The sequence below is a fragment of the Ottowia cancrivicina genome (assembly GCF_029813755.1).
GTDB classification, from domain to species: Bacteria; Pseudomonadota; Gammaproteobacteria; order Burkholderiales; family Burkholderiaceae_C; genus Ottowia; species Ottowia massiliensis.
In genome coordinates, this window is record NZ_JARVII010000027.1 from 1 (window position 1) to 21,368 (window position 21,368).

Below are 21,368 nucleotides of genomic sequence, written 5' to 3' on the forward strand. Positions count from 1 at the left end.
GCAAGCCTCAATTGCTGCTGGTGGTGTTTAACGGCCTGTCCAAACAACTGTTCAGAAGCCTCTCCTTCAGCTTTCATCGCCTGCTCAAAATAGCATTGGCCTAACAAATGTTGGGCATTGATCTGTTCCTGAATACCGTTTTCGTCCTCCAGCTGTTTAGCAAGCCTCAATTGCTGTTGGTGGTGTTCAATTGCCTGTTCAAACAATCGTGTAGAAGCCTCACCTTTGGCTTTTATCGCCTGCTCTAAATAGCAGTGGCCTAACCAAAATTGGACATTGATCTGTCCCTGAATACCGTTTTCGCCCTCCAACTGTTCGGTAAGCCTCGATTGCTGTTGGTGGTGTTCAATTGCCTGTTCAAACAACCGTTTAGAAGCCTCACCTTTGGCTTTCATCGCCTGCTCAAAATAGCAACGACCAAGCCAGAACTGAATATTATTTTGTTCCTGAATCTGGCTATTTTTATTTTCAATTTGATTTAAAGCCTGGCTCAGTTTTGTAATTGCTTCATTAAATTTCTTATCCCTGAATAAATCTATGCCTTCTTTAATTAAACTTTGAATACTCATCGTTTTATTCCCTTTTTAAAACAATCTCTTGAATACTGCACAATCTCAATGTGCTTTTCCCCAATTCATACCCGCGCCAACCTCTGCTATCAGCGGCACTTTCAATATCCCTTCATCCACTTTCGCCATCATCTGCGGCAGTTTTTCTTTGACTAAATCCAGTTTGATTTCAGGCGCGTTCAGCACCAGTTCGTCATGCACCTGCATCATCAATTTGCTTTTCAGGCCGTCTGAAAGCCAGCGGGATATGTCTGTCATGGCGCGTTTGATGAGGTCGGATGCGGCGCCTTGCATGGAGGTGTTGATGGCGGCGCGTTCGGCTCCGGCGCGGGCGGTGGCGTTTTTGTTGCGGATGTTGGGCAGGTAGAGGCGGCGGCCGGACGGGTTCTCGACGAAGCCTTGGGCTGCGGCTTGTTCTTTGGTGCGCTGCATGTATTCGGCGACGCCGGGGTAGAGGGCGATGAAGGTTTTGGCGGACAGGCTGCCTATACCCAGCGACTTGGCGAGGCCGTATTGGCCCATACCGTCAATCAAGCCGCGAAGTTGATGGTTTTGGCAGAGTTTGGCTGTGAGGGGCGAAAGCCCGGGAATCGGAATGAGCTGCAAGGTGCAAACCGCAGACGGGCCTTAGGACACGGCAAGGATGTGCAACGCCGCAGGCTGCCCGAGGCCGCGCTTTTCACACTCACGGGCAGACTTTGAACAGGTTCCAAGAGGCCCGCCCGCCCCATGAAATGCCGGTTCCATGAACAACGAAGGCCCGGAGGCTACGCAGATCAGGCGTAGTGCCGGGCCTTTGGGATGACGGGAGCGCCGCTGGCAGCCTGATTTCTGCTGCCGGAAAGACTCGCTTCAGTCTTGCGACTTGGGCTTGATGACCTGGCGGCCACGGTAAAAGCCGTTGGGGCTGATGTGGTGGCGCAGGTGGATTTCGCCCGTGGTGGGTTCTTCTGCAATGCCGGGGGCGGTGAGGGCATTGTGCGAGCGGTGCATTCCGCGCTTGGAAGGCGATTTTTTGTTCTGTTGAACAGCCATGATGGCTCCTTGTGAAACTGCCGCCAGCGCGGCGCGGGCGGCAGAGCGTGAAAGAGATGGAAAAACGAGCTGGCACCGAGATGCCAAAGCGGCGGATTATAGCCAGCTCACGCTTTCGCGCCATTGGCAGGGCCGCTCTCGCTTCCGTCCTTGAGCGCGGCCAGCGCGGCAAACGGGCTGGGGCGGCGGGCCGCCGCGTCAAAGCCTTCGGACTGGGCCGACATGGGCACGTGTTCCGGGCAGGCGTTTGCGTGGCGCGGCGTCAGCGGCAGCGCCATCAGCAGCTCGTCTTCAATCAGGGCGTGCAGATTCAGCCGGGGCGCGAGCGCCAGCACATCCACGTCTTCGGCCTGTTCGTCCAGCCGGGCTGCGGCTTCTTCGCTGGCGGCGAAGGCAAAGCGCCGGTCCACCGTCACGGGCGTGCGCACGCTGCCCAGGCACAGCTGGCAGGCCAGCGGCAGCTCGGCCTGCGCTTGCAGGTGCAGGGCGGGCAGCACGCCCGCGCCTGGCAGCGCCAGCCGCAGACCACGGGCCAGCCAGCGCACCTGCACGCCTTCCGGCGCAGGCAGGCAGTCTTGCGCCAGGCGCGGGTATTGCTCCAGCGGGCTGACGCCCTGCAGGCGGCTGGCCGTGGCCGAGAAAGAGGCCACGTCAAGGGATTCGGGGGCGTAGTCGGATTGCATCGGGGGAGTGTAGGGCGGGCGGCCTGCGTTCCGTGCTGGCCGGGAATGGCGTTCATTTCCGGTCAGCTTACGCTACTTGATTAATAGCGAGATGTCCTAGTGAAATGTGCGCAGAGCGGTATTTCAGAGCCATGAATTTGCTCCTGTTTTTGATGTATGCAGCCGTCCTAGACAATCGCGCCTTCGCTTCTTCGCAAAAGGACTTTCCGGATCATGACCCGCCAGTATTTCGGCACCGACGGCATACGCGGCACGGTGGGGCAGCCGCCCATCACGCCTGATTTCGTGCTGCGCCTGGGGCACGCCGTGGGCCGCGTGCTCAAGCGCCAGTCACAAAGCGCACAAGGCCAGTCAGGCAGCCCGCTCGTGCTCATTGGCAAAGACACGCGCATTTCCGGCTACATGCTGGAAAGCGCGCTCGAATCGGGCCTGAACTCCGCTGGCGTGGGCGCGCTGCTGCTCGGCCCCGTGCCCACGCCCGCCGTGGCCTACCTCACGCGGGCGCAGCGCGCCAGCCTGGGCGTGGTCATCAGTGCCAGCCACAACCGCTACGCCGACAACGGCATCAAGTTTTTCAGCGCCGATGGCGCCAAGCTGCCCGACGAATGGGAGCAGCAAGTGGAAGCGGCGCTGCAAGAAGCCCCGCAATGGGTGGAATCGGCCGCGCTGGGCCGCTCGCGCCGGCTGGACGACGCGGCGGGCCGCTACATCGAGTTCTGCAAAAGCACTTTCGGCGCAGATTTAAGCCTGCGCGGGCTGAAGATCGTGGTGGACGCCGCCCACGGCGCGGCCTACCAGATCGCCCCTGCCGTTTTTCACGAGCTGGGGGCCGAAGTCATCGCCATTGGCAACCAGCCTGACGGCCTGAACATCAACGACGGCGTGGGCGCCACGCACCCGCAGGCCTTGCAGCAGGCCGTGCGCCAGCATGGCGCGCACATCGGCATTGCGCTGGATGGCGACGCCGACCGCCTGCAAATGGTGGATGGGCACGGGCGCCTTTACACCGGCGACGAGCTGCTTTACCTGCTGGCGCTGCACCGGCTGGAGCAAGGCGCGCTCCTGGCGGGCGTGGTGGGCACGCTCATGACCAACATGGCCGTGGAACTGGCGCTGCAACAGCGCGGCCTGCAACTCGTGCGCGCGAAAGTGGGCGACCGCTACGTGCTCGAAGAACTGATGGCGCGCCGCTGGCCGCTGGGCGGCGAAGGATCGGGCCACCTGCTCGTGCTGGACAAGCACACCACGGGCGACGGCATCGTCAGCGCCTTGCAAGTGCTCCACGCGCTGGTGCAAACGGGCCGCACGCTGGCCGAGGCGCTGGCAGGCGTGCAGCTTTTTCCGCAGCCGCTCATCAACGTGCGCCTGGCCCCCGGCCAAGACTGGCAAAACAACCCCCGCCTGCAACAGGCCACGCGCGCCGCCGAAGCCGAATTGGGCCGCGCGGGCCGCGTGCTCATTCGCGCCAGCGGCACCGAGCCGCTGGTGCGTGTGATGGTCGAGTGCCCCGATGCCGCCCAGGCCCAGCGCCTGGCCCAGTCGCTGGCCGATGCCTTGCGGGCGGGCTGAAAGCCCGTAGCTGGCGCGGCCTTGGGCGCTATGCGGCGTTGCGAATCTTCGCCGGGCAACCCAAGCCCGTCTGTGGTTTGAGCCTTGCAGCCCATCCCAATCCGCTTCTTCACGCTCCTTCACCCCTTGCGGGCCAAACTTCTGAACAGAATTTCCCTGCGCAATCAACAGCCCTGAACGGCGGCCGTAGTGGCGTATTTGAGCCAGACGTTCACGGCGTGCGCCTGAAAAGCTGCTGCGCGATGCGCAGCGCCACCAGCAGGGAAAGCACCGGCACCGACAGCGTGTACCACCACTGCGGCAGGCCCAGGCCGGGGGAAGTCACGCCGGTTTCATAGTCGTCCCAGAACATCAGCGCCCCCTGCCAGGCCAGCACGCCAAACACCGCCAGCGCGCACAGCAAGGCGAAGCGCCGCTGCCAGCGCCGCCAGCGCGGCGGCAACTTGTCCGCCAGAAAAGTGATGGCCAGGTGATGCCCGCGCGTGAACGCCGTGGCCGCGCCCACGAAGGTGAGCGCCACCAGCAGAAACACCGAGAACTCTTCCGTGAACGCCAGCGAAATGCTGCTGAGGTAGCGCGTGAGCACATTCGCCAGCGTGATCAGGCACAGCGCCGCCATGATGGCTGCGGCCACCGCCTCCTCCACATGAAAAGGGCGCGGCGGGCGCGCCGCCGGGCCGCCCGCCTCTGGCGCAACAGGCGGCATATCGGGCGGCATATTGGCGGGCGGCATGGCGGGCGATTGCATTTGCCTTTCGCTCATGGCCGGCCCTTACTGGCGCGAAGCGGCCACTGCCTGCTGCGCCTTGCGCACCAGGTCAGCGCCAATCACGGGCGTCCACTTCTCGATCACCGGCTGCGTGGCGCGCGCGAAAGCTTGCTGCTCCCCGGGCGTGAGCACTGTCACCTTCGCGCCAGCGGCGGCGGCCTCTTTCAGCAGCGCGTCGTCGCTGCCCGTCACGCCCTTGCGGGCATCGGCGATTTCAGCCCTGGCCGCTTCAATGGCCGCCTCGCGCACGATTTTCTGGTCTTCAGGCGACCAGCTCTTCCATGCTTTTTGCGAGACGGCGAAAACCAGCGGGTCATTCACGTAATTCCATTTGGTCAGATATTTCTGGTTCAGCCCCGTCATTTTGGCCGCCACGAAGATGGAAACCGGGTTTTCCTGCCCGTCCACCGCGCCGCTTTGCAGCGCCGGCTGCGCATCGGCAAATGACATTTGCGTGGGGTTGGCTCCCAGCGCCGCGTAAATGTCATTGAAAATGGGCGAGCCGACCGTGCGGAATTTCATGCCCTTCAAATCTTCCGGCTTGCGGATTTCACGCTTTGAATTGCTGATTTCACGCGCGCCATTTTCACCCCAGGCCAGCGGCACCACGCCGCGCTTTTCCACCAGCGCGAAAAGCTCCTTGCCCACTTCGCCGTCAATCAGTGCGTCAAACGCCTTTTCATCCGGCACCAGAAACGGCAGCAAAAACAGATTTAGCTCCTTGATGTGCGGCGCCCAGTTGATGACCGAGGACACATTGAAATCCAGCGTGCCCTGCCGCAGCGCCGTGAATTCGCGCGTGGTCTCGCCGCCCACCAGCGAAGAGCCGGGATACCACTTCACATGAATGCGCCCGTTCGTGCGCTCATTCACCAGCTTCGCCCACAGCTCGGCCCCGCGCCCCAGCGCAAAGGCATTGTTCACATTGGTGGACATCCGGTATTCCGGCTTGTACGGGCCTTGCGCCCATACGGCGGGCGCGGCGGCCAGCGTGGCAGCAGCGGCCAAAGCAGTCATCAGGATTTTGAAAACGGGTTTCATAGGTGTTGCTCCAACAAGGAAAAGAGAGGGAAGAGGCCGTGCGGCATCAGGGCTGGAAACAGGATTGAGGGCAGTGCTGAAATCAGTGCCAAAAAGGCCGTTGGTCCCCGTGGAATCTGCGCGGGCAGCTATCAAATTTGAAGTGAATGGGGCTTTGCGCCAGCAATGCGCGGCCTCACCGCCGCAGCAGCGCACGGGCCGCTGCGGCCACTTTTTCCGCTCCCACGCGCGACTCGTCTTCCAGCGCGGGCGCGTAGCCCACGGGAATGCGGGGCGCGCCCAGGCGGGCGACTTTGGCGCCGGTGTGTTCAGCCACCGTGGCGGCCACTTCGGCGCCAAAGCCGGCAACCTGCACGGCCTCATGGGTGACGAGCACGCGGCCCGTGCGGGCGGCGGCTTCAAGCACGGCGCCCTGGTCCCAGGGCCAGAGGGTGCGCAAGTCCAGCACTTCGGCGTGTATGCCTTGCTGCGCCAGTTGCTGCGCGGCTTCTTGCGCCACAAGGGCCTGGCGCGACCAGGCGACGATGAGCAAGTCCTGCCCTTCGTGCAGGCGGGCGGCCTTGCCCAGCGGCACGGCATGGCCTGCGGGCACTTCGCCCTGGCGGCTCCAGAGTTCCTTGTGCTCCATGTAAACCACGGGGTCGCCGCTGGCCAGCGCCGCGTGCAGCAGGCCGTAGTTGTCGGCGGGCGTGGCGGGGGCGGCGACGGTCAGGCCCGGTATGTGCGCGAACCACGCTTCCAGCGACTGCGAGTGCTGCGCGGCGGAGGCGCTCCACAGCCCGATGGGCATGCGCATGACAAGCGGCACGCGGCCCTGGCCGCCGAACATGAAGCGGTTTTTGGCGGCCTGGTTCACCACTTCGTCGATGGCGCACAGCGCGAAATCAACCACGCGCAGCTCCACCACGGGGCGCAGGCCTGCCAGGGCCATGCCCACGCCCGCGCCGACGATGGCGGCCTCCGAAATGGGTGTGTCCATGATGCGTTCAGGGCCAAAGCGTTTCACCAGCGGCTGGCCGTTCGGATCGTCCGGATCGCGGTACTGGCCGAACACGCCGCCCCGGCCCAGGTCTTCGCCCAGGGCGAGCACGCGCTCATTGGCCTGCATGGCTTCAGCCAGCGCCAGCGCGGCGGCCTGCGCGTAAGTGAGGGTGCGCGCTTGCGTCATTTCCAGACTCCTTCGCCGGTGTTGGCGATTTCCTGATAGGCCGCCTCGCGGGCGGGGAAAGGGGCGGCTTCGGCGGCGGCCAGGGCGGCGTCAATTTCGGCCCTGGCCTCGCGCTCGATGGCATCGGCCTGCGCAGCCAGGCCCTGCCGCTCCAGCGCGGCGCGGGCGCGGCGGATGGGGTCGTCCGCCAGGGCGCGCTCCACGTCCTGCGGCTTGCGGTAGGCGGCTTTATCGACGGAGACGTGGCCCTTTTGCCGCTCGGTCATGGCGTGCAGCAGGCGCGGGCCGCTGCCGCCGCGCACTTGGGCAATCAGGCGGCCCGCTTCGCGGCAGACGGCCTGCACGTCATTGCCGTCCACCTTCACGCCAGGCACGCCCAGCGCGGCGGCGCGCCCGCTCGCGCCTTCGCCGCCTGTCATGGGGGCCGATTCAGTGGTGGCGGAAATGCGGTTGTCCTCGCACACGAAGAGCACGGGCAGCCCGTACACCACGGCCCAGTTCAGCGCCTCCAGAAAGGGGCCGCGATTGATGGCCCCGTCGCCAAAAAAACTCACGGCCACCTCGCCCCGCCCGCGCTGCTTGAGCGCGTGCGCAGCGCCTGCCGCTATGGCCAGGCCCGCAGCCACCACGCCGTTGGCGCCCAGCATGCCCACGGAAAAATCGGCAATGTGCATGGAGCCGCCCTTGCCCTGGTTGTAGCCCGTGGCGCGGCCAAACAGCTCGGCCATCATGCGCGCCGGATCGGCCCCTTTGGCCAGCGTGTGGCCGTGGCCGCGATGGGTGGACGTGATGAGGTCCGAAGGGCGCAAATGCGCACACACCCCCGCCGGCACGGCCTCCTGCCCCGTGGACAGATGCAGCGGCCCGCGCACCAGCGCCGGCTTGGCCGAGGCGCTCAGGCCCCAGGCCTGCACGCCGCCCTGGCTGGCCTCTTCGGCGGCATCTTCAAAAGCGCGTATGCGCACCATCGTGCGATACAGCGAAAGCAAATCGGTCATGAAAAAGACTTTGGTGGCAAAGCGGCAAATTATCCTGGCCAGACCTGCCGCGCAAAGGACTGCTTCAGACTGTTTGCTCATATGTTTATGGCCGCGCGGCAAGGCGGCCGGCCGGGGCCGCGCCTGCGTCGCGGCGGCTGATGAGCCGCCCGCGCGCTTTTTCACGCTTTTGCCGGAAAAGACGTTTCTGAAAATGCATTCGCCCGGATTTGTGTTCTTGCAATAAATACTTGGCAAATATCTTTCCGTTTATGGCTGCGCGAATGAAATACAAATAAGCCTGTCGCGCCGGAGGCATTCGCAATAGAATATTTATCGAATAATGCAATTCACGCAAAACCATCATTTCCACTCGCTTTGCTCCATCATGACTTACACCGTTTTGATTCCCGCCCGCCTGGCTTCCACGCGCCTGCCGAACAAACCTCTGGCTGATGTGGCGGGCAAGCCCCTGGTGGTGCGCGTGGCCGAGCGCGCCTTGCAAAGCCGTGCCGCGCAAGTGGTGGTGGCGGCGGACGCGCCGGAAATCCTGGCCGCCTGCGCCGCGCACGGCGTGCGGGCCGTGGGCACCCGCGCCGGCCACCCCAGCGGCAGCGACCGGCTGGCCGAAGCCTGCGCCCTGCTGGGGCTGGATGGCGATGACGTGGTGGTGAACGTGCAAGGCGACGAGCCGCTGATCGACCCCGCGCTGATCGACGCCGTGGCCGCCCTGCTGCCCGCCATGCCCGCAGCGCAAATGGGCACCGCCGCGCATGCCATCGACAGCGTGGCCGATTTCGTGAACCCCAATGTGGTGAAAGTGGCAACCGACGCGCAGGGCCTGGCGCTGACCTTCAGCCGCGCCCCGCTGCCCTGGTGGCGCGATGGCTTTGCCAGCGGCATTCACGCGCTGCCGCAGCCTGCGCCGCTGCGCCACATTGGCATCTACAGCTACCGGGCGGCGTTTCTGCGCGGTTTTCCGCAAATGCCGCCCGCGCCCATTGAGCAGACGGAATCGCTGGAGCAATTGCGCGCGCTCTGGCACGGCCACCGCATTGCCGTGCACATGACTGCCAGTGCGCCCGGCGCGGGAGTGGACACGCCAGAGGACCTGGCCCGCGTGCGGGCCGTTTTCGCGCGCCAGCCGCAGGAGCAGCGCGGCTGACGGATGAAGCGGAGCTTTCAGCGCGGCCCCCGCCCGCCAGCGGTAAGCCAAAAACAGGAGCAAATTCAGGAGGTCGAAAACACCGTCTTGCGCAATATCCACTAGGACATAATGCTATGGATATAAGAGCGAAAAACTGGTAAGTCTCTGCGGCCTGCCGGGCAAACGCTTTCTACAGAACCTGTTCACTGTCTGGGCGTGAGAGGCGCGAATCGGAGCCGGGGAGGGCGACAGGGCGCAAGCCGCAGCCCGGCGAGATGTTCGCAACGTCCACACCGAGGCCGCGCTTTTCGTTCGCGCTTTTCGTGCCCACGAACAGACTGCGGGCCAGGCTTGCGGGCTTTCAGTAGCGGTAGCTCACACGCAGCCAGAAGGCGCGGCCCGGCTCGTTCAGGCGCGATAGCGGCTCGACCAGCGAGCGGGGCGTGCCTGGAGCGGCGCCTGCGGACAGATGCTCGCTGTATTGGCGGTTGAACAGGTTGTCGATGCCTGCGCTGAACGTCAGGCCGCGCCGGATCTGCCAGCTTGCGTCGAGCGACACCGTGGCATGGCCGGGCGTGGGGCCTTGGTCAAAGCCGTCCACGCCGCCCGTGCCGTAGTCGATGTGCTTTTGGCGCATGGCCGCCAGCAGCTTCACGCCTGCCGACAGGCCGCCTTGCGCGTAGCGCGCCTCCAGCGTGGCCGTCAGCGGCGGGCGCTGGGGCAAGCTGGTGTGGCGCGTGAGGTTGAAGCCGCGCACCCAGGCCAGCGAGGCGCCGGCCGACCAGGCGGGCGTGATTTGCGCGTGCGCCTGGGCTTCCAGTCCGAACTGGCGGGCATCGATGTTTTCCACAAAGATGGCAGGCCGCCAGTGAAACAGCAGGTAGTCCCTGGAGCGGCCATAAAAGCCCGACACCTGGGCGCTCCAGCGCCCGCGCTGCATGGCAAAGCCCGCGTCCAGTTGCGTGAGCCGCTCGGGCCGCAGGCTGGCATAGCTGGCGCCGCCCACGCGTTCGTTGATCCACATGTATTCCCAGTAGTCGGGAAAGCGCTGGCTGTGCCCCAGGCCCGCGTAGAAGCTGCCCCACTGCGGCACGTCGCGCTCGTAGCGCACAAAGCCGCTGCGCAGCGTGCGCCGCGAAGCGGCTTTCACTGAAGGCATTTCCATTTCCACGCGGTCCAGCCGCGCGCCGCCTGCCAGGCGCTGCGTGTTGGCTGCGTTCAGCGGCCACAAAAGCTCGGTGAAAGCGCCGGTCTTGGTCACGTCGTGGTACTTCTGCAATTCAATGCGGCGGTAATCGGTGGTGTTGCGCTCAACCACATCCGGCGGCAGGCCCGGCACGCCCATCAGCGAGGGATAGAACATGGCCATGCGGTTGAAGGTGCGCACGCGCTGGCGGTCCAGCCCCAGCGTCCAGATCACGTTTTTCGCCGGCTCCAGATCCACGCTCAAGCGCCCCTGATCCAGCTTGTTTTGCGGGTTCATCACCATCAGGATGCCTTCCCACGAAGGGTGGATGGTGCGCATGCTGTAGTTGTCCATCACATGATCGGCGTGGCTGTGGTGGATGAAGGCGTCAATGCGCTTGACCCAGGGCGAGACGGCCTGTTTTTCCAGCTTCAGCTTCCACCAGGCGCGGTGCAGGCGCGTGGCGTCGGAGTGGCGGTCGGCATAGTCCGCCTGCCCGTCGCTGGCGCCGCCCGCCAGCTCCAGCAGCGTGCGCGCGTCAGGCGTCCAGCCCAGCGCCGCATCGCCGCTCCAGCGCCGCCAGGCCGAATGCACCCGCAGGCCCGCGCCGTCTTTGTACGACTGGCTTTCCGAGCGCGTGGCGCCTACGCGCCCGTACCACTGCGCATGGCCTGCCAGCACTTCGGCCATCTGGTCATTGCGCCCGAAGCTGCCTGCCAGCGCCGCGCCGTCAAAGCGGATGCCGGGCTGCTCGAAAACGGGCCTGCGCCGCTTGAACTCCACCACGCCTGCCGACATGCCCGCGCCGTGCGACACGCTTTGCGGCCCCTTGATGAGTGTGACTTGCTCGTAGGCATCAGGGTAGATGTACGACAGCGGCGAATCCATGCGCTGCCAGCAGCTGCCGTACAGCTCCACGCCATCGGCCAGGATGCCCAGCCGCGAGCCAGACATGCCGCGCAGCACCGCCTCCGAGTTTCCGCCGCCCTTGCGCAGCGCCGCAAAGCCCGGCATGCGCGTCAGAAAGCGCGCCGCATCGGCGCTTTGCAGCGGCTGCCTGGCCGAACGCGTTTCAACCTGCGTTTGCAAAGCAGGCGTCTCGCGCCGGCCCTGTACCACCACCGTGGCCAGCTGCGGCGCGGCTTCTTCCTCATCCGCCGCGCGTTTGCGCACCGCGCTCCCTTCTTCAGCCCACGCAGCCTGAAAGCCTTGAACGAGCAGCGGCAATAGGGCACAGAAAATGGCTTTTTTCATTTGCGAAATCCTTTTCAACTGCAATTTCGACCCGTGAGCGGATAATAACCGCTTAAACCATTTTCAATCAGGCGGCGGCAATATATAAAGGCAAACATGATTTGATATTGATTGATTTTCTCGGGAAATGAATTGATGTTTGTGAATTCATCCAGCTGCGCGCTGAATTCATTTGCCAGAAATCAATCATCCCTGCCAGCAGCGCCGCCTCCGTCAGGAACCATGCACGCGGCCCGTCTGAGAACCTGCCCATGATCTGGCCTCGACGGGGGCGGCCAGCCCGCACTCCCCGCATGCGGGCGCAGGCCGCCTGCTACAGTCCCCGCCTTCACACTTTGACCGAGGAACACACATGAGCACTGCCCCGAAGAACGCGCCGCCTGCCAATGCCGCTGAAGAAAAAGCCAAGGCGCTGCAAGCCGCGCTGGCGCAGATTGAAAAGCAGTTTGGCAAGGGCGCGATCATGCGGCTGGGCGAGGGCGAGAAGGCGGAAGACATCCAGGTGGTGTCCACCGGCTCGCTGGGGCTGGATGTGGCGCTGGGCGTGGGCGGGCTGCCGCGCGGGCGGGTGATTGAAATCTTCGGGCCTGAATCCAGCGGCAAAACCACGCTCACGCTGCAAGTGGTGGCCGAAATGCAAAAACTCGGCGGCACCTGCGCTTTCATCGACGCCGAGCACGCGCTGGACACCAGCTACGCCGAAAAACTGGGCGTCAAACTCTCGGACATTCTCATCAGCCAGCCCGACACGGGCGAGCAGGCGCTGGAAATCGTCGATTCGCTGGTGCGCTCCGGCGCGGTGGACCTGGTGGTTGTGGACTCGGTGGCGGCGCTGGTGCCCAAGGCCGAAATCGAGGGCGACATGGGCGACAGCCTGCCCGGCCTGCAAGCGCGCCTGATGAGCCAGGCGCTGCGCAAGCTCACGGCCAGCATCAACCGCACCAACTGCACGGTGATCTTCATCAACCAGATTCGCATGAAGATTGGCGTGATGTTCGGCAGCCCCGAAACCACCACGGGCGGCAACGCGCTGAAGTTCTACGCCTCGGTGCGGCTGGACATCCGCCGCACTGGCTCCATCAAGAAGGGCGAGGAGCCGATTGGCAATGAAACGCGCGTGAAGGTGGTGAAAAACAAAGTCAGCCCGCCTTTCAAGCAGGCGCAGTTCGACATCCTCTACGGCCAGGGCATCAGCCGCGAAGGCGAAATCATCGACATGGGCGTGGAAGCCAAGGTGGTGGAAAAGTCTGGCGCCTGGTACGCCTACCAGGGCGAAAAAATCGGCCAGGGCCGCGACAACGCCCGCACTTTCCTGCGCGAAAACCCGGAGCTGGCGCGCGAAATCGAGAACAAGGTGCGCGAGTCGCTGGGCATTGCCGCGCGGCCAGCGGCCGTGGCTGCACCCGATGGCCTTGATGCCAAGCCCGCCAAGGGCCGCAAAGCCGCTGCCGATGGCGGCGAGGGCGAAGCCGCTGCGCCGCAGCCATGAGGCGCTGCCATGGGAACAGGCTCTGAAAACCTGTTCAAAGGACAGCCTCTCAGGCCGCTGCTTCCGTTGTGCTGACGCGCACTTGGCCCGTTAGCAGCTTGTGAACGGGGCAGGCATCGGCAATTTGCATCAGGCGGGCGCGCTGTCCGGCATCCAGATCACCCTCCAGCCGGATCACGCGCGCGATGTCATTGCCCGCGCCCGCCTCGGGCTTGCCCTGGGGATTGAGCTGCAAATCCACCGTCACGCCGGTCAGCGGCCAGCCTTTGCGCTGGGCGTACATGCGCAAGGTGATGGCGGTGCAGGCGCCCAGCGCGCCCAGCAGCATGCGGTCAGGCGTGGTGGCCGTGTTCTGGCCGCCTGCGTCTTCAGGCTCGTCAGACAGCCATTGGTGGCCCAGGTTGTCATTCAGCTGAACGCGGTAAGGCTGCGGCAGCTGGGTGACGGCGACAGCGGCGTGAGGATGGTTCATGTTGGTCTCCTGGCAAGATGGTTTCGTGCAATTCGAACGGCGGGCCGCCCGCGTAAAAAGCAGCGTGTGAGAGCGGCCCGGGCGCATTTTCCGGCAGCGCCGGAGCCAGGCTGTTTCCCGCGCGCTGGCAAAGAGCAAGCCGCCCAGCCGCCTCAAGTGCCTGAATCCAGGCCGGGCATCAGGGCGCCGCTGATTAGCTCTTCTATTTATAGCTAGACGTCCTAGTGCATAAAGCGCAGAACGGCATTTTCATACCCCTGGATTTGCTCCTTTTTTGATGTTCTTGAATGGGTGAAGCCAGCCTGAGCGCCTGTTTGCTGCTTGTCTGCGGCGAAAAGTGCGGACTCGGGCACTCGTGGGTGTTGCAAACGCTTCGCCGGGCAGCGTGTGATTCATCAGGCTTGCCTGCGGCTCGCGCCTTGCCAACGCATTCTGATTCGCTGCCACACCCCGGCGTTCTTTTTGCCCGGTTGCGCATTTGTTTTCATGAAAATGAATTTCGGAAAATTTTGAAAATCAACGGCATTGGCGGACTGATTTTTGATAATGACCTGAAAATGCCGCAAAACAAATCGGCGCCTTTTGTGTTCCGCCCTGCGTCTGATTGAAAAACAAGGCATGGATGGCAGGGCGCAAAGAAGGCAAAGAGGGGCGGCGCTACAATTCACCATTTTTCGCGGCGCTTTTGCCGTATTCCGCTCATTGAAATAATCCCGGTCATGTCTGATATCTCCGCACTTCCAGCTTCCAGCGCAGCCGCGCGTGAAATTGCCGCCCGGCAAGGCTTGCAGCCCGTGGCGCAGGGTATTGCGCCAGTGCATGAAATCGTGGCGGAACTCAAGGCCGGCCGCATGGTGATTCTGGTGGACGAGGAAGACCGCGAGAACGAGGGCGATCTGGTGCTGGCGGCCGATTTCGTGACGCCGGAGGCCATCAACTTCATGGCCACGCACGCGCGCGGGCTGATTTGCCTGACGCTCACGCAAGAGCGCTGCCAGCAGCTAGGCCTGTCGCCCATGAGCCAGCACAACGGCGCGCGTTATGGCACGGCTTTCACCACGTCTATCGAGGCGGCCGAGGGCGTGACCACCGGCATTTCAGCCGCCGACCGCGCGCGCACCATCAAAACGGCGGTGGCGCGGCAGGCCAGGCCGCAAGACCTGGTGCAGCCGGGGCATGTGTTTCCCATTCAGGCCGTGCAAGGCGGCGTGCTGATGCGCGCCGGGCACACCGAGGCCGGGTGCGATTTGACGCGCATGGCCGGCTGCACGCCCGCTGCCGTTATTTGCGAAATCATGAATGCCGACGGCACGATGGCGCGGCTGCCCGATTTGCAGCTTTTCGCCGCGCAGCACGGGCTGAAGATCGGCACGATTGCCGATTTGATTGAGTACCGCAGCCGCAATGAAACGCTGGTGAGCCGCGTGGCCGCGCGCCCCATGATGACGGCGCATGGCGAGTTCATGGCGCAGCTGTGGCGCGATACGCCCAGCGGCGCGCTGCATCTGACGCTGACCAAAGGCCAGTGGCAGCCTGATGAAGAAGTGCCCGTGCGCGTGCACGAGCCGCTTTCGGTGCTGGACGCGCTGGAGCCGGGCCGCGCCATGCACTCCTGGAGTGTGGATGCGAGCCTGGCCTTCATCGCCAAGACTGGGCGCGGCGTGGCCGTGCTGCTCAATTGCGGCGAAAGCGCCGATCAGCTGCTGGCGCAGTTTGAGGGCAAGGCGCGCGCCAGCCACGCGCCCGAGCGCGGACGCATGGATTTGCGCAGCTACGGCGTGGGCGCGCAAATCCTGCGCGAGCTGGGCGTGCGCCGCATGCAGCTGCTGGGCATGCCGCGCCGCCTGCCGAGCATGGCCGGCGGCTTCGGGCTGGAGGTGACGGGGCATCTTTCACCGCAGCAAGAGCCGCAGGCGCAAGGCTGAAGCCGCTGCGTCGGCTGCTCCTGCCTTATTCATCCCACTGAACTGATTCACAAGAGAAAGAGCTTTTTCATGTTTGAAGCCAATCGCGGCGCGGCGCCCCAGCTGGACGGCGCAGGCCTGGTCATCGGCATCGTGCAGGCGCGTTTCAATGCCGGTATCACGCAGGCGCTGGCCCAAGGCTGCCTGCAAGAGCTGGCGGCGCTGGGCGTGGCCGCCGCCGACATCACGCATGTGCAAGTGCCCGGCGCGCTGGAAGCGCCGCTGGCGCTGCACGCGCTGGCGGCCACGGGCCGGTTTGACGCGCTGGTGGCGCTGGGCTGCGTGATTCGCGGCGAGACCTACCACTTTGAGCTGGTGGCCAATGAATCGGGCGCGGGCGTGTCGCGCGTGTCGCTGGATCACGGCCTGCCCATTGCCAACGCCATCATCACCACCGAGGACGAGGCGCAGGCCATCGCCCGTCTGGACAAGGGGCGCGAAGCCGCCCGCGTGGCCGTGGAAATGGCCCGCCTGCTGCAAAAGGTGCGGGCATGAGCGGCGGCTTTGGCATGAACGGCGGCAATGGCGCCAGCGGCGCGGGTGAAGTGTTCATTCCCGGCCTGGGGCCGCAGCCTGACCCAGCCACAGACGCTGGCGACACCCCGAAAGCCCGGAGAACCGCCAGGCCGCCCAAACTCACGGGCGGCACACGCAAATCCTCCATCAAGTCGGCCCGTTCGCGGGCGCGTGAATTTGCCTTGCAGGGGCTGTATCAATTTCTGGTGGGCAAGGGCGAAGCCAGCGCGATTGACGCCTTCACGCGCGATCTTTCCGGCTTTCACAAGTGCGACTCGGCCCATTACGACGCGCTCCTGCACGGCTGCATCGAGCAAAGCCAGGAGCTGGACGCGCTGATCGAGCCGCAGCTGGACCGCAGGCTGGCCGAGCTCTCGCCCATCGAGCATGCGTGCATGTGGATGGGCGCATTTGAATTCCTGCGCTGCCCCGACGTGCCCTGGCGCGTGGTGCTGAACGAATACATCGAGCTGGCCAAGGACTTTGGCGGCACCGACGGGCACAAATACGTGAACGCCGTGCTCAACGGCATGGCGCCCCGCCTGCGCCCGCACGAGGTGCAGGCCGACCGCGCCGCAGGCAAGGCCAGCAAAGGCGAGAGCAGGCCATGAGTTTTCGCCCCTCGCAGCGCGCGCAGCGCATCGAGCCTTTTTACGTGATGGAAATGGCCAAGCACGCCGCCGCGATGCAGACGCAAGGCGGGCCGCCCATGATCCGCCTGAACATAGGCGAGCCAGATTTCACCGCCCCGCCGCTGGTGCAAGAGGCCGCCGAACGCGCCATACGCGAGGGGCGCACGCAATACACCCACGCCTGCGGCCTGCCCGGGCTGCGCGAGCGCATCAGCGGCTGGTACGCCAGCCGCTTTGGCGTGAGCGTGCCCGCCAGCCGCATCATCGTGACGGCAGGCGCTTCGGCTGCACTGCAACTGGCCTGCCTGGCCCTGCTGGACGAGGGCGACGAAGTGCTGATGCCCGACCCCTGCTACCCCTGCAACCGCCAGTTTGTCGCCGCTGCGGGCGCGCGGGCCGTGCTGCTGCCCGCCTCGGCGCAGGCGCGCTTTCAGCTGGATGCGCGGCACGTGCAGGCCGCCTGGGGCGCGCGCACGCGCGGCGTGCTGCTGGCTTCGCCTTCCAACCCCACGGGCACTTCGATTGCTGCCGACGAACTGGCGCGCCTGCACGCCGCCGTGCAAGGCCGGGAAGGCTTCACGCTGGTGGACGAGATTTACCTGGGCCTGAGCTTTGACGCGGCCTACGGCCAAAGCGCCCTGCGCCTGTCGCCCGACATCATCAGCATCAACAGCTTCAGCAAATATTTCTGCATGACAGGCTGGCGGCTGGGCTGGATGGTGGTGCCCCCGCGCATGGCGCAGCTGGTGGAGCAGCTGGCGCAACACCTGTTCATTTGCCCCAGCGCCGTGGCGCAGCACGCCGCGCTGGCCTGCTTTGAGCCTGAAAGCCTGGCCGAATACGAGCGCCGCCGCGCCGAATTCAAGGCGCGGCGCGACTGGTTCGTGCCGCAGCTGACCGCGCTGGGCCTGCAGGTGCCCGTCATGCCAGACGGCGCTTTCTACGCCTGGGCTGATTGCGCCGAAGCCGCCCGCCGCCTGGGCGGCGAAGGCATGAACAGCTGGGACTTCGCCTTCGCCCTGATGGAGCGCGCGCGCCTGGCCGTCACGCCCGGGCGCGATTTCGGCGCCAACGGCACGGCCCGCTGCGTGCGTTTTTCTACCGCCAACGCCCTGCCGCAGTTGCAGGAAGCCGTGGCCCGCATGAAAGCGCTGCTCGCATGACCGCACCCGCCCCCGCCAGCTTCATCTACGCCGCCCGCATTTACTGGGAAGACACCGATGCGGGCGGTATCGTCTATTACGCCAACTACCTGCGCTTTTTCGAGCGCGCCCGCACCGAATGGCTGCGCGCGCGCGGCCTGGGCCAGCGCAGTCTGAGCGAGCAGCAAGGCGGCATGTTCGTCGTCAGCCGCGCCAGCGTGAACTACCTGCATCCGGCGCGGCTGGATGACTGCATCGCCGTCACCGCCACGCTGGAGCAGGCGGGCGCGGCCTCGCTGCTCATCGGCCAGCAAATCTGGCTGCAAGGCGGGCAAACCGATGCGCCTGATGCGCCCGAAGCAGCCCGCGCGGGCCGCCTGCTCGTCACCGGCCAGTTCCGCCTGGCCTGGGTCAGCGCCGAAGGCATGCGGCCCGAACGCATTCCGCCCCTTCTGCTTGAGCGCCTGCGCGGCTGAAGGCTCCGTTTTCACCACACAGCCAAACCAACCATGAACCAGGAACTCTCCATCTTCCAGCTCATCTTGCACGCCAGCTTCGTCGTGCAGGCCGTCATGCTGCTGCTGCTGCTGGTCTCCGTGGCCAGCTGGGCCGCCATCATCCGCAAAGCCTCCGCGCTGCGCGCCATTCAGCGGCAAAACAGCCAGTTCGAGAGCGATTTCTGGTCGGGCGCCAGCCTGAACGACTTGTACGACAACGCCAGCCGCAACGCCGGCCAGATCGGCCCGCTGGAGCGCATCTTCGCCTGCGGCATGCGCGAGTATCAAAAGCTGCGCGAGCGCCGCATCGCCGATCCCGGCACGCTTTTGGACGGCGCGCGCCGCGCCATGCGCGCCAGCTTCCAGCGCGAGATGGACGCCGCCGAAACGCACCTGTCGCTGCTGGCCTCCGCAGGCTCGGTCAGCCCTTACGTGGGCCTGTTCGGCACCGTCTGGGGCATCATGCACGCCTTCACCGGCCTGGCCGGCTTGCAGCAAGTCACCCTTGCCACCGTCGCCCCCGGCATTGCCGAGGCGCTCGTGGCCACGGCGCTGGGCCTGTTCACCGCCATTCCCGCCGTGCTGGCCTACAACCGCTTTGCGCGCGACATCGACCGCCTCGCCACCCGGCAGGAAACCTTCATCGAAGAATTCACCAACATCCTCCAGCGCAACCTCGGCGCTCCGGCGCCTGCTTCCCCAGCCGCCGCGCGCATCTGACGCCCGCCCCAAGGAGAAACGCCCATGCCCGCCGTCGCCTCCCGTGGCCGTGGCCGCCGCTCCGTCAATGAAATCAACATGGTTCCCTTCATTGACGTGATGCTGGTGCTGCTCATCATCTTCATGGTCACCGCCACCGTCATCACCCCTGGCGCCATCAACGTGCCCACCGCTGGCAAATCCTCCCGCCCGCCTGAAAACTACATGATCGTCGCCATTGACGACAAAGGCGTCTACAGCCACAACACGGGCCGCACCGGCGGCAAGGACACCCCCTTGCAGCCCGCCCAGAGCGAAGCCGCCCTCATCGCCAGCGTGCAGCAGGCCCTGGCCGGCCAGCCCGACATGCCCGTGCTCCTGGCCGCCGACAAGAACCTGCCCTACCAGCAAGTCATGAGCCTCATGGGCCGCCTGCGCGAAGCGGGCGTGCAGCGCATCGCGCTCTCCGTGAAATAAGCCCTGCCCTTTTCGGCAGCTACCAAGCAAGGCCCGCCATGCCCGACATGAACCCGGCCCCCGCAGACCCGGCCGAACTCGCCCCGCCGCCCGAACCCAGCCTGCTCACCGCCTTGCCCTGGGCCATTGGCGCACACGTGGCGCTGCTGCTTGTGTTCGCGCTGCTCAGCATGAGCTGGCGGCGCAGCGAAGAGCAAAGCGAAGCCATCGAAGCCGAAATCTGGGCTGCCAGCGTGCAGCAGGCCGCCCCCCGCGCCGTGCGCACCGCCCCGCAGCCCAGGCCCCAGCCCGCGCCAGAACCCAGGCCCAAACCGCAGCCTGCGCCTGAACCCAAACCCAGGCCTCCGGTTCCCCAGCCTGACGCCCGCGAAGCCGACATCGCCCGCGAGCAGAAAGAAAAAGAACAGCAGCGCCAGCGCCAGCTCGAGCAACAGCGCCAGGAAAAACTGCGCCTGGAAAAGGAACGCGCCGAAAAAGAACGGCAGGACAAGCTGCGCGAAGAAAAAGAACGCCAGGAAAAAGAAAAACAGCAGAAAGAACGCGCCGAAAAGGAAAAAGAGCGCCAGAAAGAGAAAGAGCGCCTCGAAAAACAGCTTCAGCAGGAAAAAGAAAAACTCGACCGCGAGCGCCGCGCCGAAGAACGCCGCCAGGCCGAGGCCGACAAAAAAGCCGAAACCGCCCGCCGCGCCGAAGCCCTGCGCCGCATGAACGCCCTGGCGGGCAGCGGCAGCGATGGCGCAGACGCCGGTCGCAGCGGCACAGGCCGCGCCAGCGGCGGCAGCGGCAACGGCCAGGCCGACCGCGACGCCGGCCCTTCCGGCAGCTTCGCAGGCCGCGTCAAAGCCCGCGTCAAGCCCAACATCGTTTTCCCTGACGACATCAACGGCAACCCCGTGGCCGAAGTCGAAGTGCGCACCACCCCCGACGGCACCCTCATCAGCGCCCGCCTGGTCAAGGCCAGCGGCAACCCCGCGTGGGACCGCGCCGTCGTCCGCGCCGTCGAAAAAACCGGCTCCATGCCGCGCGACGTGGACGGGCGCGTGCACACCCAGTTCACCATCGTCTTCAGGCCCTACGACTGAGCGGCGCGGCGGCCCATCGCCGCCAGACATCGCCATCAGACAGCCGCGCCGATCTCCGCCGATTTCTTCGCCTTCCTTCGCTTTCGCAGCCATGTCCGCCGCCCCGTCCGCTCCCCAGCCCTCCCGCCTTCGCCGCGCTCCCGCGCCTGCAATGCCCGCTGCCTGCCTGGCCGCCGAAAGCGGCGCTCTGGTGCGGCTGAACAAGCGCATGGCCGAGCTGGGCCTGGCCTCGCGCCGCGAGGCGGACGAATGGATTGCCAAAGGCTGGGTGCTGGTCAATGGCCAGCCCGCGCCAATGGGCGCCAAAGTCGCCGCTGGCGACCGCATCACCGTCAGCCGCGCGGCAGGGCAGCAGCAAGCAAGCCGCGTCACCATCTTGCTGCACAAGCCCGTGGGCTACGTCAGCGGCCAGGCTGAAGACGGCCACCCGCCCGCCGCCAGCCTGATTGCCGCGCGCAGCCGCTGGGCGGGCGACGCCGTGCGCCTGCGCTTTGCGCCCGCGCAACTGCGCGGCCTGGCCCCGGCCGGGCGGCTGGACATTGACTCCACCGGCTTGCTCGTGCTCACGCAAGACGGGCGCGTGGCCCGCCGCATCATTGGCGAAGACTCGCCCGTGGACAAGGAATACCTGGTGCGCGTGGCCTTCGGCCCCGTCACGCAGAACGTGCAAGCCGCTTTTCCACCGCAGCGCCTGGCCCTGCTGCGCCACGGCCTGAGCCTGGATGGCCAGCCGCTCAAGCCCGCGCAAGTGCACTGGCAAAACCCCGAGCAGCTGCGCTTTGTGCTGACCGAAGGCAAGAAACGCCAAATCCGCCGCATGTGTGAACTGGTGGGCCTGCGCGTCGTCGGCCTCAAGCGCATCCGCATCGGCCAGGTGCGCCTGGGCGCGCTGCCCGCAGGCCAGTGGCGCTATCTGGCCGCAGATGAACGCTTCTGAACGCGCCGCCAGGAGCTGAGCTGGATGACCCTTAAAAAAGGAGCAAATTCAAGGGCATGAAAA

At 65.2% G+C, this 21,368-nt stretch carries 25 protein-coding genes; 13 read left to right on the forward strand and 12 right to left on the reverse strand.

Features of this window, described 5'->3' with window-relative positions; translation table 11 throughout:
* From QB898_RS10855 to QB898_RS10870, 4 genes are all read right to left on the reverse strand, one after another.
* A partial coding sequence (locus tag QB898_RS10855; protein WP_279524970.1) for a hypothetical protein occupies nt 1-569 on the reverse strand: 569 nt, incomplete at its 3' end.
* Nucleotides 570-614: 45 nt separating this feature from the next.
* The gene (locus QB898_RS10860) at nt 615-1,175 is read right to left on the reverse strand and encodes a DNA polymerase (protein WP_279524971.1); all 561 of its coding nucleotides are present in this window, start codon (nt 1,173-1,175) and stop codon (nt 615-617) included.
* A 246-nt stretch (nt 1,176-1,421) separates the two neighbouring features.
* Entirely contained in the window at nt 1,422-1,604 is a 183-nt protein-coding gene (gene rpmF, locus QB898_RS10865) for a 50S ribosomal protein L32 (protein ID WP_050715576.1), read from the reverse strand.
* A 107-nt stretch (nt 1,605-1,711) separates the two neighbouring features.
* Complete coding sequence (locus QB898_RS10870; RefSeq protein ID WP_279524972.1) at nt 1,712-2,287, reverse strand: YceD family protein; 576 nt, start codon at nt 2,285-2,287, stop codon at nt 1,712-1,714.
* Nucleotides 2,288-2,500: 213 nt separating this feature from the next.
* On the opposite strand from QB898_RS10870, the gene glmM reads away from it, so the two are divergent.
* Entirely contained in the window at nt 2,501-3,856 is a 1,356-nt protein-coding gene (gene glmM, locus QB898_RS10875) for a phosphoglucosamine mutase (RefSeq protein WP_279524973.1), read from the forward strand.
* A gap of 211 nt (nt 3,857-4,067) precedes the next feature.
* Here glmM and QB898_RS10880 read toward each other — a convergent pair whose 3' ends face one another.
* From QB898_RS10880 to QB898_RS10900, 5 genes are all read right to left on the reverse strand, one after another.
* Nucleotides 4,068-4,619 carry a TRAP transporter small permease gene (locus QB898_RS10880; RefSeq protein ID WP_279524974.1) on the reverse strand — a complete coding sequence of 184 codons (552 nt, stop codon included), beginning with the start codon at nt 4,617-4,619 and terminating at the stop codon, nt 4,068-4,070.
* 9 nt (nt 4,620-4,628) lie between these two features.
* On the reverse strand, nt 4,629-5,642 hold the full coding sequence (locus QB898_RS10885) for a DctP family TRAP transporter solute-binding subunit (RefSeq protein WP_428982807.1): 1,014 nt from the start codon (nt 5,640-5,642) through the stop codon (nt 4,629-4,631).
* Nucleotides 5,643-5,841: 199 nt separating this feature from the next.
* Nucleotides 5,842-6,834, reverse strand: a complete 993-nt coding sequence (locus QB898_RS10890; RefSeq protein WP_279524976.1) for an alpha-ketoacid dehydrogenase subunit beta — start codon at nt 6,832-6,834, stop codon at nt 5,842-5,844.
* Nucleotides 6,831-7,832 carry a thiamine pyrophosphate-dependent dehydrogenase E1 component subunit alpha gene (locus tag QB898_RS10895; protein WP_279524977.1) on the reverse strand — a complete coding sequence of 334 codons (1,002 nt, stop codon included), beginning with the start codon at nt 7,830-7,832 and terminating at the stop codon, nt 6,831-6,833. Before QB898_RS10895 ends, QB898_RS10890 begins: the two co-directional genes overlap by 4 nt.
* A gap of 85 nt (nt 7,833-7,917) precedes the next feature.
* Nucleotides 7,918-8,184 carry a hypothetical protein gene (locus QB898_RS10900; protein ID WP_279524978.1) on the reverse strand — a complete coding sequence of 89 codons (267 nt, stop codon included), beginning with the start codon at nt 8,182-8,184 and terminating at the stop codon, nt 7,918-7,920.
* Nucleotides 8,185-8,199: 15 nt separating this feature from the next.
* Here QB898_RS10900 and kdsB point away from each other — a divergent pair, with 15 nt between their 5' ends.
* The gene (gene kdsB, locus QB898_RS10905; RefSeq protein ID WP_279524979.1) at nt 8,200-8,976 is read left to right on the forward strand and encodes a 3-deoxy-manno-octulosonate cytidylyltransferase; all 777 of its coding nucleotides are present in this window, start codon (nt 8,200-8,202) and stop codon (nt 8,974-8,976) included.
* 343 nt (nt 8,977-9,319) lie between these two features.
* Here the strand turns inward: kdsB and QB898_RS10910 are convergent, their stop codons facing one another.
* The gene (locus QB898_RS10910; protein WP_279524980.1) at nt 9,320-11,398 is read right to left on the reverse strand and encodes a TonB-dependent copper receptor; all 2,079 of its coding nucleotides are present in this window, start codon (nt 11,396-11,398) and stop codon (nt 9,320-9,322) included.
* 67 nt (nt 11,399-11,465) lie between these two features.
* The gene (locus tag QB898_RS10915; RefSeq protein WP_279524981.1) at nt 11,466-11,651 is read right to left on the reverse strand and encodes a hypothetical protein; all 186 of its coding nucleotides are present in this window, start codon (nt 11,649-11,651) and stop codon (nt 11,466-11,468) included.
* A 99-nt stretch (nt 11,652-11,750) separates the two neighbouring features.
* Between QB898_RS10915 and recA the strand changes: the two genes are divergently transcribed.
* On the forward strand, nt 11,751-12,887 hold the full coding sequence (gene recA / locus QB898_RS10920) for a recombinase RecA (protein ID WP_102283225.1): 1,137 nt from the start codon (nt 11,751-11,753) through the stop codon (nt 12,885-12,887).
* Nucleotides 12,888-12,936: 49 nt separating this feature from the next.
* On the opposite strand, the gene QB898_RS10925 is transcribed toward recA, so the two are convergent.
* Complete coding sequence (locus tag QB898_RS10925) at nt 12,937-13,359, reverse strand: OsmC family protein (protein WP_050715587.1); 423 nt, start codon at nt 13,357-13,359, stop codon at nt 12,937-12,939.
* A 287-nt stretch (nt 13,360-13,646) separates the two neighbouring features.
* Here QB898_RS10925 and QB898_RS10930 point away from each other — a divergent pair, with 287 nt between their 5' ends.
* The 10 genes from QB898_RS10930 (at nt 13,647) to QB898_RS10975 (ending at nt 21,305) form a co-directional block, all read left to right on the forward strand.
* Entirely contained in the window at nt 13,647-13,967 is a 321-nt protein-coding gene (locus tag QB898_RS10930; protein WP_279524982.1) for a hypothetical protein, read from the forward strand.
* 111 nt (nt 13,968-14,078) lie between these two features.
* The gene (gene ribBA, locus QB898_RS10935; protein WP_102283224.1) at nt 14,079-15,284 is read left to right on the forward strand and encodes a bifunctional 3,4-dihydroxy-2-butanone-4-phosphate synthase/GTP cyclohydrolase II; all 1,206 of its coding nucleotides are present in this window, start codon (nt 14,079-14,081) and stop codon (nt 15,282-15,284) included.
* A gap of 69 nt (nt 15,285-15,353) precedes the next feature.
* The gene (ribH, locus tag QB898_RS10940; RefSeq protein ID WP_050715588.1) at nt 15,354-15,818 is read left to right on the forward strand and encodes a 6,7-dimethyl-8-ribityllumazine synthase; all 465 of its coding nucleotides are present in this window, start codon (nt 15,354-15,356) and stop codon (nt 15,816-15,818) included.
* Nucleotides 15,815-16,450 carry a transcription antitermination factor NusB gene (gene nusB, locus QB898_RS10945; RefSeq protein ID WP_279524983.1) on the forward strand — a complete coding sequence of 212 codons (636 nt, stop codon included), beginning with the start codon at nt 15,815-15,817 and terminating at the stop codon, nt 16,448-16,450. Before ribH ends, nusB begins: the two co-directional genes overlap by 4 nt.
* The gene (locus QB898_RS10950; RefSeq protein ID WP_279524984.1) at nt 16,447-17,634 is read left to right on the forward strand and encodes a pyridoxal phosphate-dependent aminotransferase; all 1,188 of its coding nucleotides are present in this window, start codon (nt 16,447-16,449) and stop codon (nt 17,632-17,634) included. The genes nusB and QB898_RS10950 overlap by 4 nt, the downstream gene beginning before the upstream one ends.
* Nucleotides 17,631-18,089, forward strand: coding sequence for a YbgC/FadM family acyl-CoA thioesterase (locus QB898_RS10955; RefSeq protein ID WP_279524985.1), 459 nt, complete (start codon nt 17,631-17,633; stop codon nt 18,087-18,089). The genes QB898_RS10950 and QB898_RS10955 overlap by 4 nt, the downstream gene beginning before the upstream one ends.
* Nucleotides 18,090-18,122: 33 nt before the next feature.
* Nucleotides 18,123-18,830: a protein TolQ gene (tolQ, locus tag QB898_RS10960; RefSeq protein WP_050715591.1), complete on the forward strand. Its 708-nt coding sequence runs from the start codon at nt 18,123-18,125 to the stop codon at nt 18,828-18,830.
* 24 nt (nt 18,831-18,854) lie between these two features.
* The gene (locus tag QB898_RS10965; protein ID WP_050715592.1) at nt 18,855-19,286 is read left to right on the forward strand and encodes an ExbD/TolR family protein; all 432 of its coding nucleotides are present in this window, start codon (nt 18,855-18,857) and stop codon (nt 19,284-19,286) included.
* 38 nt (nt 19,287-19,324) lie between these two features.
* Complete coding sequence (gene tolA / locus QB898_RS10970; protein WP_279524986.1) at nt 19,325-20,368, forward strand: cell envelope integrity protein TolA; 1,044 nt, start codon at nt 19,325-19,327, stop codon at nt 20,366-20,368.
* 91 nt (nt 20,369-20,459) lie between these two features.
* Complete coding sequence (locus tag QB898_RS10975; RefSeq protein WP_428982808.1) at nt 20,460-21,305, forward strand: pseudouridine synthase; 846 nt, start codon at nt 20,460-20,462, stop codon at nt 21,303-21,305.
* The last annotated feature ends 63 nt before the right edge of the window (nt 21,306-21,368 follow it).

Excerpts from the sequence above, each read along its gene's own strand:
- ribH (WP_050715588.1), top strand. The coding sequence starts at position 15,354 with ATGTTTGAAGCCAATCGCGGCGCGGCGCCCCAGCTGGACGGCGCAGGC.
- QB898_RS10895 (WP_279524977.1), bottom strand. The coding sequence starts at position 7,832 with ATGACCGATTTGCTTTCGCTGTATCGCACGATGGTGCGCATACGCGCT.
- QB898_RS10955 (WP_279524985.1), top strand. The coding sequence starts at position 17,631 with ATGACCGCACCCGCCCCCGCCAGCTTCATCTACGCCGCCCGCATTTAC.
- recA (WP_102283225.1), top strand. The coding sequence starts at position 11,751 with ATGAGCACTGCCCCGAAGAACGCGCCGCCTGCCAATGCCGCTGAAGAA.
- QB898_RS10880 (WP_279524974.1), bottom strand. The coding sequence starts at position 4,619 with ATGAGCGAAAGGCAAATGCAATCGCCCGCCATGCCGCCCGCCAATATG.
- QB898_RS10910 (WP_279524980.1), bottom strand. The coding sequence starts at position 11,398 with ATGAAAAAAGCCATTTTCTGTGCCCTATTGCCGCTGCTCGTTCAAGGC.
- QB898_RS10925 (WP_050715587.1), bottom strand. The coding sequence starts at position 13,359 with ATGAACCATCCTCACGCCGCTGTCGCCGTCACCCAGCTGCCGCAGCCT.
- glmM (WP_279524973.1), top strand. The coding sequence starts at position 2,501 with ATGACCCGCCAGTATTTCGGCACCGACGGCATACGCGGCACGGTGGGG.
- QB898_RS10890 (WP_279524976.1), bottom strand. The coding sequence starts at position 6,834 with ATGACGCAAGCGCGCACCCTCACTTACGCGCAGGCCGCCGCGCTGGCG.
- QB898_RS10930 (WP_279524982.1), top strand. The coding sequence starts at position 13,647 with ATGGGTGAAGCCAGCCTGAGCGCCTGTTTGCTGCTTGTCTGCGGCGAA.
- QB898_RS10975 (WP_428982808.1), top strand. The coding sequence starts at position 20,460 with ATGTCCGCCGCCCCGTCCGCTCCCCAGCCCTCCCGCCTTCGCCGCGCT.
- QB898_RS10965 (WP_050715592.1), top strand. The coding sequence starts at position 18,855 with ATGCCCGCCGTCGCCTCCCGTGGCCGTGGCCGCCGCTCCGTCAATGAA.
- QB898_RS10885 (WP_428982807.1), bottom strand. The coding sequence starts at position 5,642 with ATGACTGCTTTGGCCGCTGCTGCCACGCTGGCCGCCGCGCCCGCCGTA.
- kdsB (WP_279524979.1), top strand. The coding sequence starts at position 8,200 with ATGACTTACACCGTTTTGATTCCCGCCCGCCTGGCTTCCACGCGCCTG.
- nusB (WP_279524983.1), top strand. The coding sequence starts at position 15,815 with ATGAGCGGCGGCTTTGGCATGAACGGCGGCAATGGCGCCAGCGGCGCG.
- QB898_RS10870 (WP_279524972.1), bottom strand. The coding sequence starts at position 2,287 with ATGCAATCCGACTACGCCCCCGAATCCCTTGACGTGGCCTCTTTCTCG.
- rpmF (WP_050715576.1), bottom strand. The coding sequence starts at position 1,604 with ATGGCTGTTCAACAGAACAAAAAATCGCCTTCCAAGCGCGGAATGCAC.
- ribBA (WP_102283224.1), top strand. The coding sequence starts at position 14,079 with ATGTCTGATATCTCCGCACTTCCAGCTTCCAGCGCAGCCGCGCGTGAA.
- tolA (WP_279524986.1), top strand. The coding sequence starts at position 19,325 with ATGCCCGACATGAACCCGGCCCCCGCAGACCCGGCCGAACTCGCCCCG.
- QB898_RS10950 (WP_279524984.1), top strand. The coding sequence starts at position 16,447 with ATGAGTTTTCGCCCCTCGCAGCGCGCGCAGCGCATCGAGCCTTTTTAC.
- QB898_RS10915 (WP_279524981.1), bottom strand. The coding sequence starts at position 11,651 with ATGGGCAGGTTCTCAGACGGGCCGCGTGCATGGTTCCTGACGGAGGCG.
- tolQ (WP_050715591.1), top strand. The coding sequence starts at position 18,123 with ATGAACCAGGAACTCTCCATCTTCCAGCTCATCTTGCACGCCAGCTTC.